Origin of the sequence: Psychroserpens sp. Hel_I_66 (assembly GCF_000799465.1) — a bacterium.
Classification (GTDB): domain Bacteria; phylum Bacteroidota; class Bacteroidia; order Flavobacteriales; family Flavobacteriaceae; genus Psychroserpens.
The window spans coordinates 2,994,732-3,010,307 of the sequence record NZ_JUGU01000001.1 but is presented as its reverse complement, the minus strand read 5'-3'; the positions used below and the strand labels follow the sequence as shown (position 1 = coordinate 3,010,307).

Here is a 15,576-nt window from a genome sequence, read left to right as displayed (position 1 = left end):
CAAAAGGTTTTTACTCTATACTAAATTTAGGGTTAACTAACACTTGCATGGTTTTTATGTATTCTTGGAGTTCCTGCATCTTGCTAACGGTTTCTTCCGTACCTTTTTCTGTCAGTTTATAATATTTGCGAAGTCTATTATCTACTTTTTTAACCTCGACGTCCAGTAAACCTTCCGCTTCTAACTTATGGAGTGCAGGATAAAGAGCACCTTCGGTAATTTTTAATTCTCCATTAGTTAACTCCTTAACTTTTTGAGTAATTTCATAACCGTACATCTTATCACTTTCCTTTAAAAGTTTTAAAATTATAGTTACTAAACTGCCCTTGTATAACTTTGAGTTTGCCATAAATCAAATATACATAATATTCTTATGCATATATTTTTTATGTATTAATTTTTACTGAAATAAATGTCAAAATGTTTTAGCTTCATTATTTTTACAAAAAAATTTCTATGTCACAATTTCATAAGCTTTCCATAAAAGATATTACTAAAGAGACTGAAAATGCAGTTACCATTAGTTTTGACGTTCCGCAGGAATTAAAAGACACTTTTCAATTTAAGGCAGGACAATATATTACGTTAAAAACCAATCTTAATGGCAATGAAGTACGTCGCGATTATTCATTATGTACATCTCCAAAAAGTGGCGAACTCAAAGTAGCGGTTAAAGAAGTTGAAGATGGTACATTCTCTGCTTTTGCAAATACTCGTTTAAAAAAGGGAGATCAAATTGAGGTTGCGCCACCAAAAGGACGATTTGTATTTGAGCCAAACGACTCTAAAACCAAAAATATCGCATTGTTTGCTGCAGGTAGTGGGATTACTCCAATTTTAAGTATCATTAAATGTGCTTTGGAAGAAGAAGTGTTGAGTAAGATTATTTTAGTCTTCGGAAATAAAACCACAAAAGACACCATGTTCTTAAACGAACTATTAGACCTACAACACCAATATAAAGATCGTTTTGCAATACAGTTTGTATTTAGCCAAGCCGATGAAGAGGATTCTATTTTTGGAAGAATTGAGCAAAGTACCGTCAACTACGTTATGAAAAACAAATATAAGCACATAGATGTTGATGCTTATTATTTGTGTGGACCAGAAGCTATGATACACATGGTCAAAGATGTTTTGATTGGTCATGACGTAGATCAAGACCGTATTCACTACGAACTTTTTAAAGCTGCCAAACCTAATGTTGAAAACGATACCAATATTGCTAGTGGGAGAACTAAAGTAACTGTTCTCGTTGATGACGAAACGTTTACCTTTGAAATGTCTCAAAAACAAACCGTTCTAGAAGCAGCTTTAGATGAAGATATTGATGCACCATATTCCTGCCAAGGTGGAATTTGCAGTAGCTGTATCGCTAAAATTACCGAAGGAAATGCGACCATGAGACAAAATAATATTCTAACGGATGGAGAATTGGCAGATGGACTCATTTTAACGTGTCAAGCACAACCAACAACGCCAACATTATTTGTTGATTACGATGATGTATAATTAACCCTTCATCTGAAAAAAATATATTTTCAACCTTAAAAAGAGTCGTTTCGTCGAAAAAATTAAATATAATCCTAGGTAAATTTCATGACTAATTTTAATCAAAATACATTCGTTCTAGATTAGGATTTTAATCATAGGGATTATCTATATTCTAAATCATGCCTCGTTCTTTTTTAGAGCGAGGCTTTTTATTTTAAAGTGGTTTTGATCTTTGAAATAATAGTGCTAGGAGAAATAGATCTTATGGCATTTTCATAACCTTCTGGCATTTTGTTACCGTAAACAGAGGTTGGTATTTTAGGAAATTGAGAATGGTCTGCTAAAATTGCAGAATCCATTGTGTGACCAAATGGTAGAAAACCAGCGTAAGGATGCGTAATACCCCAAACGGTTACCACCTTTATGCCCAACATTGCAGCCATATGTGCGTTTCCAGAGTCCATCGCCAACATAAGATCCAAATTTGAGATGATGTCTAATTCTTCTTCTAATGTAAATTGTCCTGCTAAATTGATGACATTTTCAAATTGAGTCGCAATTTTTTCTAGCGTGACCTGCTCTTCATTTTTAGCTCCAAACAACAGTACTTTATGTTCTTTAGAAAGCTCTTTAATCACAGTTTCCATTAAATCCAGCGGATACATCTTACCCTCAAAAGCTGCAAATGGAGCAACACCAATCCAGGGTTTAGCATTGGTCCCGATTACTGTTAAAAATTGTTGCTTAAGATTTTCTTTCTTCGGAAAAATGGGATTGCTCAAATCTATCGGGTAACCTAAAGACTCAAAAACATCTGCATAACGCTGATGGTTGGTTTTTAGCTGTTTAAAAGATGTTCCGTTAGTTAAAGCCTTTTTTTCCTCGCGACCTTTATTGATTTGTACGACTTGCTTTCCGAAGAAAAAAGAGTTTAGAATATTACTTCGCAAGACATTGTGCAAATCTGCCACAGCATCAAATTGAAGTGTTTTGAGCTCTCGAGATAATTTCCATAAACCGTAAATCCCTTTGTGCTGGTTTTTGATATCTGCAACCACCACTTGTGTGTTTGGCAAATTTCTAAAAAAAGGAGTGAACAACGTTTTTGTTAAAACGGTTAATTTAACTTCAGGATATTGTGTTGTAAGGGCTTTCAAAACAGGCACAGTCATTGCGACGTCACCCATTGCAGAGAGCCTAATTACTAAAATGTGTTTTGGTTTTTTTGACATAATTAAGTGATTATGTCATATGCAGCTGTTTTGCTTTTAATGACACCAAATTATTTTTGCGAACGCAGTACAGGGTTAAGCTCGTCGTCATTGTACATTTTCATTTGCTTGTACACTTTCATGTATTTATCACCAGTGCTAATATCTTCTAAAAGTGTGTCTATTGCTGTTGATAAATCTACGCGTTGTTCTAAAAGGATGTCGAGTTTTTTCTGGCAGGCTTCTCTGTGTGAACTACTTGCATTTTCACGAGTCGCCTCTTCATGCATGTGATAGATTTTAAGTGCGAGAATTGATAATCTGTCTATTCCCCAAGCAGGACTTTCGGTATTGATTGTTGCGTTTGCCTTTGGAGTAACGTCTTTATATTTTTCAAGAAAATAACTATCAATATACTCCACCATATCTGTTCTATCTTGATTTGATGCATCTATTTGGCGTTTCAGTTTCAAAGCAGCAACAGGATCTATTTGTGGGTCACGAATGATATCCTCATAGTGCCATTGCACAGTGTCAATCCAACATTTTCTGTATAATAAATGCTCTAATAAATTGGACTCCTTATCGTAATGATTGGTAAATGATTGGTCAACGGTATTGACAACATGATATTTTGCAATAACGTCCTGAAATATTTTATTTGCCTTTTCTGAAAACATAATTTCTTGTTTTGAACTACAAATATATAGGTATTTATTAAATTTAGCGACACATAATTGTAACTCTCAGCCATGCACATTCATAATCTCTCTCAAGAACATTCTATTTTAAACTCTTTTATTTCTGAAATTAGAGACGTTAATATCCAAACCGACCGCATGCGTTTTAGGAGAAATATTGAGCGTATAGGAGAGGTTTTATGCTATGAAATGAGCAAAACCTTAGATTATAAACCTAAATCAATTACAACTCCTTTAGGCAAAAGCAATACTTCAATATACAGTGATGATATTGTATTATGTTCCATTTTGAGAGCTGGTGTACCACTGCACAACGGACTTTTAAACTATTTTGATGAAGCCGAAAATGCATTCATCTCTGCCTATAGACACCATAAAGAAAACCCAGAATCATTTGAGATCATTGTTGAGTATCTCGCATGTCCAAGCTTAGAAGGCAAGACCCTTATTCTCGCAGACCCTATGTTGGCAACAGGACAATCTATGGTTTCAACATTTGAGGCCTTAAAGCCATTTGGTACTCCAAAAAATATTCATTTGGTAAGCGTTATTGGAGCTCAAGATGGTGTTGATTTTGTGAATAATCACTTCCACAAAGATACGCACCTATGGATTGCTTCTATAGACAAAAACTTGAGTGATAAAGGATATATCGTACCTGGATTGGGTGATGCTGGTGATTTGGCCTTCGGAAAAAAACTACAGCACTAATAGTGCAATTGGCGTTAAAAAAATAACCCAAAGAAATGTTTCCTTAAACCATTTTTCTTTTATGACTTCTAAATAATTGGTCATAATAATTGATAACGGTGCAAATAAGAAAATGAACTCACTCCCGTTTTTTAAAGGTGCAACAGCTATAATAAACAACCCTAATATGGCGGTTAAGATAATAAGCTTGTATGAAGGTCTGTAACTTTTCATTTTAGCCTTAATATTTTTGATGTAATAAAATAATGACCAAAGCCCAAAAGAAAGCAATAATGTAGAACCAATAATAATTCGTTTTGAGTTTAATGCACTAAAATCTAAGCTATAGTCAAACAGTCCAAGAGCATACTCAAGAATATCCCAATCTCGTATTATAAAATAAGAAACAACTAAAATCACAACAGTTAGAACTGCGATTATTGGAATGATATAATTTTTGACATCTGTAATCACATACACTAAAAGCGCTGCAAAAATTAAAACAAAAAACACCGAAGACCAGAAATAAAATAGCGTTGCCAAAGCAACCCAAAACGATGCATCAAAAAGCTTTTTTTTAATTTCCTTTTGGGATCTTAAACTTATTATACGCCTTAGTGCCAGTAAAATAAAAAAGTTTGAAATTAATATTGAAGTATTTAGCAGTGTTTGGGGTAAAATAGCAATGTACAATACAAAAAGAACAATATTATAACTGTTCTTTTTTGTTAGACCATTACGAGTTACAAAAAAATCAAATACAAAAATAGAAAACAGACTTATAAGAAATAAGCCTATTTGCTTAGAAAAAAAGAACACATTAGCACCTTGATCAAAAATTTCAAGTTTGGCATATAGAAAAACCAATAATAGCAATACACTAACCACTATATAGTGTATTGGTTTGGATTTGCTAAAAAATTTTGAAATCATTGCAATAGTTTAAAATGAAAAAAATACGTAATTTTGCATTGTAAATATATGATTATACACAAGAAGCTCGCTAAGAGATTCAGAAAAAAATAAATCAATGAAAGACTTTTTTTACGCTATAGAAGATTTTTTTGTAAATGTATTATTCGCTCCATTTGATGCATTAAGAGCATTAGAGTTAGAAAACTGGTGGACCGCAAATCTAATATCTTGGGTTTTTATCATCGTTGGTATGGTAGCCTTCGTATATTGGATGTTACAACTTAAAAAGTATAATGATAACAACGAAGAAGATAAAAGTATCACTTCACATTCTTATCTATAAACTATAAATCGAAACCAATATCTTTTCGATAATTCATCTTATCAAAATGTAGTTTATCTATATTTTGATAAGATTTTTTTATGGCCTCTTGGTACGTGTTTCCATATGATGTAATTGCCATAACACGCCCACCAGAAGTAACAATCTTACCATCTTTTGTTGTTGCTCCTGCATGAAAAGCAATAGACTCTTTTACATGTTCTAAACCTGTAATTTCCATTCCTTTTTCATAAGCTTCTGGGTAACCACCAGACACTAACATTACAGTTGTTGCAGCTCTTTCATCTATTTCCAGCTCGATCTCATTGAGTTTTTCTTCGGAAATAGCTCTGAAAATATCAACCAAATCTGTTTTTAATCTAGGTAGAACAACTTCGGTTTCTGGATCTCCCATTCTCACATTATACTCAATTACTTTAGGGTCGTCACCAACTTTGATCAAACCTATAAACACGAATCCTTTGTAAGGAAGATTATCTTTTTGAAGTCCGGAAATTGTTGGTTTCACAATTCGCTCTTCAATTTTATTTAAAAACTCTTCTGTTGCAAAAGGCACTGGAGAAACCGCTCCCATACCACCAGTATTTAAACCTGTATCTCCTTCGCCAATACGCTTATAATCTTTTGCGGTTGGTAGAATTTTGTAATTTTTACCATCGGTTAGTACAAAGCAGCTCAGTTCAATTCCGTCGAGAAACTCTTCTATGACTACTGTTTTGCTGGCGTCACCAAACTTGGCGTCTAGCAACATGCTTTTTAGTTCTGCTTTAGCTTCAGCTAAATCATTTAAAATGAGCACGCCTTTTCCTGCTGCCAAACCATCTGCTTTTAAAACGTAAGGTGCATTTAGGGTCTCAAGAAATTTATAGCCTTCTTCAACATTGTTTGCGTTAAAACTTTGGTAAGCTGCAGTTGGGATGTTGTGTCTATATAAAAATTCTTTTGCAAATTCTTTGCTGCCCTCTAGCTCTGCAGCAGCTTTTTGTGGACCAATAACCGCAACATGCTTTAAGGTGTCATCATTTAAAAAGAAATCATGGATACCGAGTACCAAAGGATCTTCTGGACCTACAACAACCATTTCGATTTTATGTTCCAATACTAGGGATTTAATAGCATCAAAGTCGGTCACTTTAATGTCAACATTTGTCGCTATTTGCGCAGTGCCAGAGTTGCCTGGAGCTACGAATAGTTTTTTACATAAAGGGCTTTGAGCTATTTTCCAAGCGAAGGTATGTTCCCTACCGCCAGAACCGAGAATTAAAATTGTCATGCTTTTAATTTGTTTGCGTAAAAATAATTGTTTTTAAGGGTTTCGAAGTTTCTAAACAAAACTTTTTTTCTTTACTTTACATCAAACACAAACCCTAGTATTCTTTGAATATTTTTGATTTTTCATTGCAATTAAATGGCTATCCCCTAAAGAAAGCGAAAAAGGAATTGGCTGAAATCCAAAAAAAAGACGACATTGAATTTAAAACGTTTTTAGACAAAAAACGTGCTGAAATTGTAAACTATCACCTAAAAAACACTGCGTTTTATCAATCTTTAGCTCGTCAAGCAGACTCCAAAGATTGGGAATCCATACCTGTAATGACAAAAAAAGATTTACAACAACCTCTTGAGAAGAGACTCTCAGCTGGTTTTAATGTTAAGGATGTTTATATTAATAAAACCTCAGGATCATCGGGAGACCCTTTTATTTTTGCAAAAGATAAATTTTGCCACGCTATGACTTGGGCTGTAATTCAAAATAGATTTAGTTGGTTTGGATTGGATTTCAATACCTCTAAGCAAGGTCGGTTTTACGGAATCCCCTTAGACAAAAAAGGATATTACAAAGAACGTTTTAAGGATAGGTTGAGTAAGCGATATCGGTTTTCGGTATTTGATTTGAGTGATGATGCCTTTGAAAAAACCTTACAAAAATTTAGGTCTACAGCTTTTGATTATATAAATGGCTATACGAGTTCTATTGTTCAGTTTGCTAAATTTTTGGAGCGAAAATCTATTTGTTTAATTTCAGTTTGTCCAAGTTTAAAGGCGTGTGTCGTAACTTCGGAAATGTTATTTGAAAACGATAAAGTGCTTATGCAACATCAATTTGGAGTACCAGTGATTAACGAATATGGAGCTTCAGAATTGGATTTAATTGCATTTCAAAATCCAAATAATGACTGGCAACTTAACAGTGAAACGTTGTTTATAGAAATTCTGGATGATGATGATAAAGTGTTGTCACATGGGACCGAAGGTCGTATTGTCATCACCTCACTTTACAATAAGGCACACCCATTTATTAGATATGATATTGGTGATATTGGAGTAATTTCTCAAAATAGTACTTTACAAAAGCCCATTTTAGAAAAACTTGTTGGTAGAACCAATGATATTGCCATTTTACCTAGCGGAAGAAAAGCTGCAGGCCTCACTTTTTATTATATCACCAAAAGTATTATTGAAGATGATGGCAAGGTTAAAGAGTTTATTATCGAGCAATTAGAGAAACATTTGTTTAAAGTTATTTATGTTAGTGAAGAATCACTTACGGAAGAAATAAAATTAGGAATTGTTAATGAAATGGAGAGGTATTTGGAAAACGGATTAACTATTTCTTTTGAAAGGCGAGACGTTTTAAAACGCTCTAAAAGTGGAAAATTAAAACAGTTCACCTCCTTTGTAACCTCAACATAATGGGTAAAAACGTACTAATAATCACAAGTTATTTTCCTCCAGAAATTGGAGCAGCATCCAACCGAATCTTTCAGTTGGCAGATGGTTTACAGAAACATCATTTTAATATTACCGTATTGACGCCTTTGCCAAATTACCCGACTGGTCAAATTTTTGATGGTTTTAAGGGTAAATTCAAGCACGTTTCCGAAGAAAAAAATATTACCATCAATCGCCTTTGGATTTTTGCCAGCAACTCAAAAAACAAATTGTTGCGTTTAATCGCGATGCTCTCTTACAGCTTTAGTTTGATTTGGTTTTTTATGTGGAACAATATCCCAAAAACAGTAATTGTTCAATCTCCACCTTTGTTGGTTGCTTTTACTTGCGTGTTTTTTTTAAAGAGCAAAAAAAGAAATCTCATATTGAATGTGAGTGACCTTTGGCCTATCGCTGGTTTAGAATTGGGCGCTTTTAAAAATAACTTTAGTTATAGAGTATTAGAAAAAATTGAGCGCTATAATTACAAGAATTCAAGTTTGATTTTGGGTCAAAGTGAAGAGATTTTAACCCATGTTTGTTCTATGTTTCCGAAGAAAAAAACGTTTTTATACAGAAATTTTCCTGCTTTTAATCCTCCGGAAATTAAGAAAACTACTTCTAATGGAAAATTAAGAATCGTTTATGCTGGGCTTTTGGGGATTGCCCAAGGGATTTATAAATTGTGCAAAGAGCTAGATTATTCTCGCATAGAATTTCATATTTACGGGTCTGGTGCTGAGCAGAAAATAATTGAGGGTTTTATTTCCCAAAACCCTGATTTACCCATTTTTTTCTACGGAAGAGTTACTCGAGATGAGCTTCATAAACTGTTGATGGAGTACGGTATTACGGTTATACCGCTCTTAAATAGAATCTACGGAAGTGTACCTTCTAAAATATTTGAATATGCACATTTGGGACTCCCAATGCTCTATTTTGGAGGTGGTGAAGGTGAGCGAGTGGTCGAGGAAAATAATTTGGGCTGGATTGCAAGACCTGGTGATTATAAAGATTTGAATCGTGTAATCTCGAGGATTGAGGTTGGGGAAATTTCCGAAGAAAGAAAAAAGGGTATCCAGCAAACTGCAATAAGAACATTCAATTTTGGATCTCAATTGGATGAATTAAAAAAACTGCTTTAATAGGCTTTGTCGTCTCCAATAAAAAAATTTATTATAGTTTGACCTATAATTTTAAAATCTAGCAGCAATGACCAATTTTCTATATAAAATATGTCATACTTAATTCGATTAATAATGTCTTTATCAAACTTGATCTCTCCACGATAACCTTTAATTTGAGCTAAGCCGGTTATACCTGGCTTAACATTATGTCTAAAAATAAAGTTGTATTTATTAATTTTTTTTGAATAGTCCTCCGTATAAGAAAGCATATGTGGTCTTGGCCCTACAACGCTCATGTCGCCTTTGAGGACATTAATAAATTGGGGTATCTCATCTAAGCTTGTTTTTCTTAAAAACTTACCAATTTTAGTAACTCTCTTATCATTTTTCTTTACATAAGTTCCTTTAATTTCCTTTGTTATGGTAAGAGAACGAAACTTATAACAATAAAATACTTTGTAATTGATTCCAGTTCTTTTATGTTGATACAAAAGGGGCCCTTTAGATTCTAATTTAATTAGAATGAAAAGTATAACAGATAACCAAGAGAGAACAAAAATTATAATTAATAAAGAGAAAACAATATCAAAACTTCTTTTAATGAACTTATTAAATTCTTTATTTAAAGCTACCTCTTGGATTGATAATACTGGAACATAATTATAAAAATCTATTTTTAATCTTTTAGTAAAAAGTTTATTTGTGTTGGGAATAAACTTTATGTTACAGTGATTTAAATTTGCATGTCTTACGTACTCATTAATTTGTCTCTCTGATAACTCATCTATTGCGCAATAAATTTCATCTATAGATTGGTTATTCTCAATAAATTTAAAACTGTCTTTAATGTTGCCATCATTGTTTTTAATATCATTATTAAAAACTCCAACAATTTTATAACCAAGTTCCCTTTTATCTGAAAATATTCTTTTTAATTGCTTTACACTTTCTCCACTACCAATCACCACTATGTTTCTTAGATTTCCTTTAAGATAAATCCTCACAGATTTCAAAATGTAGTAACTAAAGAGCTTAATTAATGAAATAGCTGTGAACGCGTAGAGCAAATATCTTAAAGTTTCAAAGACTGAAATATTTATACTTCTAAACGCTCCTTCAAAAGCAAAAGTTATTATTCCGAAGGTAAAAAACTGCTTTACTATTAATGATAGTATATCTAGCAAAGATGTGTATCTATATACCTTATAGAATTTTATAAAGTATGTTGAAACCAACCAAAAAATTATTGAATAAATTAAAAAGAGTAAGTTTTTATTGTTAAAAAATTTTAAAGAAAAAAAGTAAAGGTTTTCGTCATTAAAATTTAATAATGTGTAAGCAAAAAAGTTTAATACAAATATATCGTAAACAATGAGTATGGGCCTTAAAATCCATGAATACCTTCCACGCTTAAACTCCATTGGTTTATGTTATATATTCTGTAAAATCTTTGTGCTCGCTTCTATGCAGGTCTTCCTTAGATAAATTTTTAAAATAGTCAAAAGTGCGTTTCATACCTTCAGCTCTCTGCACTTTAGGCTCCCAATCTAACAACTTTTTAGCCAATGTAATGTCCGGTTTACGTTGCATTGGATCATTAAAGGGAAGATCTTTATAAACAACTTTTTGGGTTGTATTGGTAAGCTTTATTATTTCCTCTGCAAAATCACTTATTGATATTTCATTTGGATTACCAATATTTACTGGAAATACATAATCACTTAATAACAATCTATAGATCCCTTCTACTTGATCGTCAATATAGCAAAATGAGCGTGTTTGAGATCCATCTCCGAAAACTGTTAAATCTTCACCTCTTAAAGCTTGTCCCATAAATGCAGGGATAACTCTACCATCGTTTAATCTCATTCTTGGACCATAAGTATTAAATATACGTACAATCCTTGTTTCAACTCCGTGAAAACGATGATAAGCCATTGTTATAGATTCTTGAAAACGCTTAGCTTCATCGTAAACACCTCTTGGACCAATAGTATTTACGTTTCCGTAGTAATCTTCTGTTTGAGGATGAACAAGTGGATCTCCGTAGACTTCAGATGTTGATGCAATTAACATTCTAGCTTTTTTTGCTCGAGCTAAGCCTAATAGATTATGAGTTCCTAGCGATCCAACCTTGAGCGTTTGAATAGGGATCTTTAAATAATCTATTGGACTTGCTGGAGATGCAAAGTGTAAAATAAAGTCTAATTTACCATCGATATCTATAAATTTTGTGACATCATGCTTTATAAAGTCAAATAATGAATGATTTACTAAATGCTTTAAATTTCTTGGATCACCAGTAACGAAATTATCCATTCCTAGAACAGAATAACCTTCTTTTATAAATCGGTCACACAAGTGTGATCCTAAAAAACCTGCTGCTCCAGTTATTAAAATTCTACTCATTTTGTTGTACTTGTCTGCCTATTGAACTATAATAGAATCCTTCGTTTTTGATTTCTTTAACATCATATAAATTCCTCCCATCAAAAATAACATGGTTTTTCATTTCATTTCTTAATTTATTGAAGTCTGGTGTTCTAAAAATACTCCATTCTGTACAAATAATTAATGCGTCGACATCTTTGACAGCATCATACATGTGGTTTGCATATTCAATTTTATTACCAAATTTGTGCTTTACATTTTCTATGGCTTCAGGATCAAATACTTTTAAGTTTGCTCCTTTTTTAATTAGTTCATTGATAATATAAATTGATGGTGCTTCTCTAATGTCATCCGTCTCAGGTTTAAAAGCCAATCCCCAAATTGCAAATGTTTTGCCATTTAAATCGTTTTTAAAGTAAGATTCTATCCTAGGGATCAATACTGTTTTCTGAGTATCATTTACATTAATCACAGATTCTAAAATATTAAATTTATATCCAACATCTTCTCCTGATTTATGTAGCGCTTTAACATCCTTTGGAAAGCAAGATCCACCGTATCCAATGCCAGGGAACAAAAACCTTTTTCCAATTCTTGAGTCTGTTCCCATACCAGCTCTAACCATATCTACATCAGCTCCCACTTTTTCACAAAAGTTAGCAATTTCATTCATAAAAGTGATCTTTGTCGCTAAAAATGAATTTGCAGCATATTTGGTTAATTCGGCAGATTTTTCATCCATTACTATTATTGGATTTCCTGATCTCACGAATGGTTTGTAGAGTTTTTCCATTAATATGATTGCTTTCTCTGAATCTGAACCTATCACTATTCTTTCTGGTTTCAAAAAGTCATCAACAGCAAAACCTTCTCTAAGAAACTCTGGGTTAGAAACGACATCAAAATCAACATCTGTATTTGCTGCAATAGTTTTTCTTACTTTCCCAGCTGTACCAACAGGAACGGTACTTTTATCAACAATAACTTTATAGTCTTTAATTAGCTTTCCAATTTCTTTTGCACAACCTAGTACGTATGATAAGTCTGCAGATCCATCTTCATCTTCTGGTGTTGGTAAGGCTAAAAAGATAATGTCTCCATGCGCAAGTCCTTCTTCTAGGGATGTTGAAAAGTGTAACCTATCAGCTTTAATATTTCTCTGAAATAAAACATCTAAGTGAGGTTCATAAATAGGCACCTCTCCTTTTCTCATTTTGTCAACTTTTGAGCTATCTATATCTACACATAAAACATTATTACCTGTTTCTGCCAAACATGTTCCTGTTACTAAGCCAACATATCCTGTTCCTATTACTGATACTTTCATAATCTAAAATTTAAAATTTAATAAGCTTTTTCTTCTCCCTTGAAGATGTTTAAAATGGTTCGTGCAATAATATTAAAATCTAAGAGTAATGACCAATTTTCAATGTAAAATATATCATATTTTGTTCTATTGACTATATCATCTCTTTTTTCTATTTCCCCTCTATAACCACTAACCTGAGCTAATCCAGTCACTCCAGGTTTAACAACATGTCTAACCATATATTTTGAGATTTTGGTGCCATACAATTCGTTTTGTTTCCATAAATGAGGCCTTGGTCCAACTACAGACATTGAGCCAAATAATACGTTAAAAAATTGCGGTAGCTCATCTATACTTGTTCTTCTAATGAACTTTCCAACTTTCGTTACTCTCAAATCATTTCTTGTCGCTGATTCTTCTGATCTAGAATTTATACTCATAGACCGAAATTTGTAGCATAAAAATCCTCTTTCGTTAATTCCTGGTCTATTCTGCTGAAAAAAAATGGGCCCTTTACTTTCTAACATTATAATAAGGCCTAAAATAGGTATTAACCACGAAAGGAGAAAGCATATTATAAAAAGAGAGAAAATAATATCAAAACCTCTTTTTAAACCACTTTTTAAAGGATCATCAAGAGGAACAGCTCTCAAAGAAAGGATGGGTGTAATATTATAGTAATCTAAATGTAGATTTTTAGCAAATAAGCCCTTGTTATCTGGTATGAATTTTAGCGTTTTTAATTTTACATCACAAAATTCAATGAACTCTTTTACCGTGTTGATAGGTAAATCTTTAATAGAACAGTATATTTCGTCAATATTATTATTAATTATGTAATCAAAACTTTCTTTGATAGTTCCCTTTTTTTCTTGGTTTTCTAAATCAGTAAAAAAACCCATAAACTTATAGCCATATGCGGGTTGTTTATTGAAAAAATCTTGCAGATTTTTAGTTGATTTGTTTGCACCAATGATAACAACTCTCTTATAATTGCTACCTGTAACTACTCTATATTTTCTAAATAGAAAAAAAATTATCAACCGCCAACTAAAAAGAACAACTAGAATTAAAAAAAAATACTTTAATATAACTGCCGAATATATATATTGTTGGTTGATATAAAGATATGACATTATCACCAATGAAAATAAAAGAGTTTGCTTAAAAAGAAGAGAGATTATCTTAATTATTTTGGTAAATCTATAGACCTCATAAAAAGAAAATAACATTGATAAAATAAACCAAAATGTTACAACTAAAGCAATATCAATTAAATTTTCGGTCAAGAAGAAGAATGACAAAATGGTTATAATCAATAAATCTAAGGTATATAAAGAGGGCCTTATTAAACTAGAGTATCCTGCTTCTTTTGCCATATAAATTCATATTTCTATAGGGCAAATATAATTTAATATATAAAATATCACTAATTGAAAGGTAGATTCCAACTCGTTTAGCAAATCAAGTTTTAAAGGACTTTATATTAGGGTTAATCTTTTGAGCTTGAGATGAAATCCTATATAGTAAGCAATATAAGATTATAAATAAAAAAAGTCCTCTCTGTCTCCATAAAATACTTTCAGTAAAAAACACAAAAATCATCATTATACTAAACATAATTAATAGATAATCTTTTGATTTTATTCCTCTCAATAAACAGCTCAATAAAATTGAAATTATGCTAATCAATCCAAAAATCCCAACTTCAGATACTATTTGCGCATATTGGTTATGGTAATTATAATGGTGAAACTTAAAGTAAGTATCATAATCTTTGTGTCGTTGCACCATATTTTGTTTAGAGGCAAATAAACCAAATCCTCCCAATAAAATTTTTTCTTCTTCTATTTGCTCTTTTAAAATTCTAAGTTGAAATAAGCGTATAGAACTTCCTGTCCAATAGTAAACCTTGCCAAAATAATCTTTCTCAAGTACTTCGTTGAATCTGCTGTGTTTTTCAAATAGAAAACGCTCAGAAAGTGTTATTGAGCTTATACCAATGATAAAAATTGCTATTATAGAAGATACTAGCATTTTTTTTCTGTTGAGCTTTGAGAATCTAAAACTGAACAAATAAATTAATATTCCAATGCAAATGACAAATAGTATAGTTTTTGAGGACAGTAAAAAAAGAAAGAGTAAAAAGAACACTATCATGATTTTATTCATTAATGTGCGGTTCTTTAGGGACACTAAATAAAATAAACTTGTAGCAAATATTAACGAAACATAGATGGCGTTCAAATCGAAAATTGAAACAAGATCATGATAAGTAAAAGCATCTAATGTTTTGGTTTTTATATAATTAAAAGTTGCTACAACTAAAAAAAAACATCCAATCATAAAGTTGGAAACAGTAAATAGGCTCAATACAATTTTAAATTCTTTTTTATTTATCTTTGGAATTATGGCAAAAGCAATTGGCACTAGAAGAAGCGAGACTGTTCGCTCTAGACCTTTAAGAGTTTGCGCTCTATCTACAGACCATATCATAGACAATACAAATAGAATATATAACAAAACTGGTAGCAATAACGGAAGTTGGATTTTAAAACCTATTCTATTTAAAAAAGCATATCGTATTGAGAAAAAGACAAAAAGCCCAAGTGCTATTCCACTTGGAGCATAACCTATCAATAATGTTGACAATGAAATACCTAGTAAGTACATCAAAAACTCA

The 15,576-nt window shown here is 32.2% G+C and carries 16 protein-coding genes; 6 read left to right on the top strand and 10 right to left on the bottom strand.

Features of this window, described 5'->3' with window-relative positions; genetic code table 11:
- Positions 1-10: 10 nt before the first annotated feature.
- Positions 11-349: a PadR family transcriptional regulator gene (locus GQ40_RS13355; protein ID WP_047549361.1), complete on the bottom strand. Its 339-nt coding sequence runs from the start codon at positions 347-349 to the stop codon at positions 11-13.
- A gap of 107 nt (positions 350-456) precedes the next feature.
- Between GQ40_RS13355 and GQ40_RS13350 the strand changes: the two genes are divergently transcribed.
- Positions 457-1,512 (top strand): ferredoxin--NADP reductase, encoded by a 1,056-nt coding sequence (locus tag GQ40_RS13350; RefSeq protein ID WP_047549358.1) that lies wholly within the window; start codon positions 457-459, stop codon positions 1,510-1,512.
- A 191-nt stretch (positions 1,513-1,703) separates the two neighbouring features.
- On the opposite strand, the gene GQ40_RS13345 is transcribed toward GQ40_RS13350, so the two are convergent.
- Both GQ40_RS13345 and GQ40_RS13340 read right to left on the bottom strand, forming a co-directional pair.
- Entirely contained in the window at positions 1,704-2,726 is a 1,023-nt protein-coding gene (locus GQ40_RS13345; RefSeq protein WP_047549354.1) for a glycosyltransferase family 9 protein, read from the bottom strand.
- A 50-nt stretch (positions 2,727-2,776) separates the two neighbouring features.
- Entirely contained in the window at positions 2,777-3,385 is a 609-nt protein-coding gene (locus GQ40_RS13340) for a DUF4254 domain-containing protein (RefSeq protein WP_047549350.1), read from the bottom strand.
- 72 nt (positions 3,386-3,457) lie between these two features.
- Between GQ40_RS13340 and upp the strand changes: the two genes are divergently transcribed.
- On the top strand, positions 3,458-4,117 hold the full coding sequence (upp, locus tag GQ40_RS13335) for a uracil phosphoribosyltransferase (protein ID WP_047549347.1): 660 nt from the start codon (positions 3,458-3,460) through the stop codon (positions 4,115-4,117).
- On the opposite strand, the gene GQ40_RS13330 is transcribed toward upp, so the two are convergent.
- Positions 4,106-5,029, bottom strand: a complete 924-nt coding sequence (locus GQ40_RS13330; RefSeq protein WP_047549344.1) for a DUF6427 family protein — start codon at positions 5,027-5,029, stop codon at positions 4,106-4,108. The genes upp and GQ40_RS13330 overlap by 12 nt on opposite strands.
- 97 nt (positions 5,030-5,126) lie before the next feature.
- On the opposite strand from GQ40_RS13330, the gene GQ40_RS13325 reads away from it, so the two are divergent.
- Positions 5,127-5,354, top strand: a complete 228-nt coding sequence (locus GQ40_RS13325) for a DUF6341 family protein (RefSeq protein WP_047549341.1) — start codon at positions 5,127-5,129, stop codon at positions 5,352-5,354.
- Position 5,355: 1 nt separating this feature from the next.
- On the opposite strand, the gene purD is transcribed toward GQ40_RS13325, so the two are convergent.
- Entirely contained in the window at positions 5,356-6,627 is a 1,272-nt protein-coding gene (gene purD / locus GQ40_RS13320) for a phosphoribosylamine--glycine ligase (RefSeq protein WP_047549339.1), read from the bottom strand.
- A 104-nt stretch (positions 6,628-6,731) separates the two neighbouring features.
- Here purD and GQ40_RS13315 point away from each other — a divergent pair, with 104 nt between their 5' ends.
- The gene (locus tag GQ40_RS13315; protein ID WP_047549335.1) at positions 6,732-8,048 is read left to right on the top strand and encodes a phenylacetate--CoA ligase family protein; all 1,317 of its coding nucleotides are present in this window, start codon (positions 6,732-6,734) and stop codon (positions 8,046-8,048) included.
- Entirely contained in the window at positions 8,048-9,211 is a 1,164-nt protein-coding gene (locus GQ40_RS13310) for a glycosyltransferase family 4 protein (RefSeq protein ID WP_047549332.1), read from the top strand. Before GQ40_RS13315 ends, GQ40_RS13310 begins: the two co-directional genes overlap by 1 nt.
- Here the strand turns inward: GQ40_RS13310 and GQ40_RS13305 are convergent.
- From GQ40_RS13305 to GQ40_RS17750, 5 genes are all read right to left on the bottom strand, one after another.
- Entirely contained in the window at positions 9,208-10,614 is a 1,407-nt protein-coding gene (locus GQ40_RS13305; RefSeq protein ID WP_047549329.1) for an exopolysaccharide biosynthesis polyprenyl glycosylphosphotransferase, read from the bottom strand. The two genes, GQ40_RS13310 and GQ40_RS13305, sit on opposite strands and share 4 nt — an antisense overlap.
- A gap of 4 nt (positions 10,615-10,618) precedes the next feature.
- A complete protein-coding gene (locus GQ40_RS13300) occupies positions 10,619-11,602 on the bottom strand; it encodes a UDP-glucuronic acid decarboxylase family protein (protein ID WP_047549326.1) in 984 nt (327 codons plus the stop codon).
- Positions 11,595-12,911: a UDP-glucose dehydrogenase family protein gene (locus tag GQ40_RS13295; protein ID WP_047549323.1), complete on the bottom strand. Its 1,317-nt coding sequence runs from the start codon at positions 12,909-12,911 to the stop codon at positions 11,595-11,597. Before GQ40_RS13295 ends, GQ40_RS13300 begins: the two co-directional genes overlap by 8 nt.
- A 17-nt stretch (positions 12,912-12,928) precedes the next feature.
- The gene (locus GQ40_RS13290) at positions 12,929-14,272 is read right to left on the bottom strand and encodes an exopolysaccharide biosynthesis polyprenyl glycosylphosphotransferase (RefSeq protein WP_047549321.1); all 1,344 of its coding nucleotides are present in this window, start codon (positions 14,270-14,272) and stop codon (positions 12,929-12,931) included.
- Positions 14,273-14,357: 85 nt separating this feature from the next.
- Positions 14,358-15,053, bottom strand: coding sequence for an O-antigen ligase family protein (locus GQ40_RS17750; protein WP_231565601.1), 696 nt, complete (start codon positions 15,051-15,053; stop codon positions 14,358-14,360).
- Between the two features lie 250 nt (positions 15,054-15,303).
- Between GQ40_RS17750 and GQ40_RS17745 the strand changes: the two genes are divergently transcribed.
- Positions 15,304-15,525, top strand: coding sequence for a hypothetical protein (locus GQ40_RS17745; protein ID WP_197052678.1), 222 nt, complete (start codon positions 15,304-15,306; stop codon positions 15,523-15,525).
- The last annotated feature ends 51 nt before the right edge of the window (positions 15,526-15,576 follow it).

What these genes read in the sequence shown, in the direction of transcription:
- GQ40_RS13355 (WP_047549361.1), bottom strand. Translation starts at nt 349, where the DNA reads ATGGCAAACTCAAAGTTATACAAGGGCAGTTTAGTAACTATAATTTTA.
- GQ40_RS13350 (WP_047549358.1), top strand. Translation starts at nt 457, where the DNA reads ATGTCACAATTTCATAAGCTTTCCATAAAAGATATTACTAAAGAGACT.
- GQ40_RS13345 (WP_047549354.1), bottom strand. Translation starts at nt 2,726, where the DNA reads ATGTCAAAAAAACCAAAACACATTTTAGTAATTAGGCTCTCTGCAATG.
- GQ40_RS13340 (WP_047549350.1), bottom strand. Translation starts at nt 3,385, where the DNA reads ATGTTTTCAGAAAAGGCAAATAAAATATTTCAGGACGTTATTGCAAAA.
- upp (WP_047549347.1), top strand. Translation starts at nt 3,458, where the DNA reads ATGCACATTCATAATCTCTCTCAAGAACATTCTATTTTAAACTCTTTT.
- GQ40_RS13330 (WP_047549344.1), bottom strand. Translation starts at nt 5,029, where the DNA reads ATGATTTCAAAATTTTTTAGCAAATCCAAACCAATACACTATATAGTG.
- GQ40_RS13325 (WP_047549341.1), top strand. Translation starts at nt 5,127, where the DNA reads ATGAAAGACTTTTTTTACGCTATAGAAGATTTTTTTGTAAATGTATTA.
- purD (WP_047549339.1), bottom strand. Translation starts at nt 6,627, where the DNA reads ATGACAATTTTAATTCTCGGTTCTGGCGGTAGGGAACATACCTTCGCT.
- GQ40_RS13310 (WP_047549332.1), top strand. Translation starts at nt 8,048, where the DNA reads ATGGGTAAAAACGTACTAATAATCACAAGTTATTTTCCTCCAGAAATT.
- GQ40_RS13305 (WP_047549329.1), bottom strand. Translation starts at nt 10,614, where the DNA reads ATGGAGTTTAAGCGTGGAAGGTATTCATGGATTTTAAGGCCCATACTC.
- GQ40_RS13300 (WP_047549326.1), bottom strand. Translation starts at nt 11,602, where the DNA reads ATGAGTAGAATTTTAATAACTGGAGCAGCAGGTTTTTTAGGATCACAC.
- GQ40_RS13295 (WP_047549323.1), bottom strand. Translation starts at nt 12,911, where the DNA reads ATGAAAGTATCAGTAATAGGAACAGGATATGTTGGCTTAGTAACAGGA.
- GQ40_RS13290 (WP_047549321.1), bottom strand. Translation starts at nt 14,272, where the DNA reads ATGGCAAAAGAAGCAGGATACTCTAGTTTAATAAGGCCCTCTTTATAT.
- GQ40_RS17750 (WP_231565601.1), bottom strand. Translation starts at nt 15,053, where the DNA reads ATGATAGTGTTCTTTTTACTCTTTCTTTTTTTACTGTCCTCAAAAACT.
- GQ40_RS17745 (WP_197052678.1), top strand. Translation starts at nt 15,304, where the DNA reads ATGGCAAAAGCAATTGGCACTAGAAGAAGCGAGACTGTTCGCTCTAGA.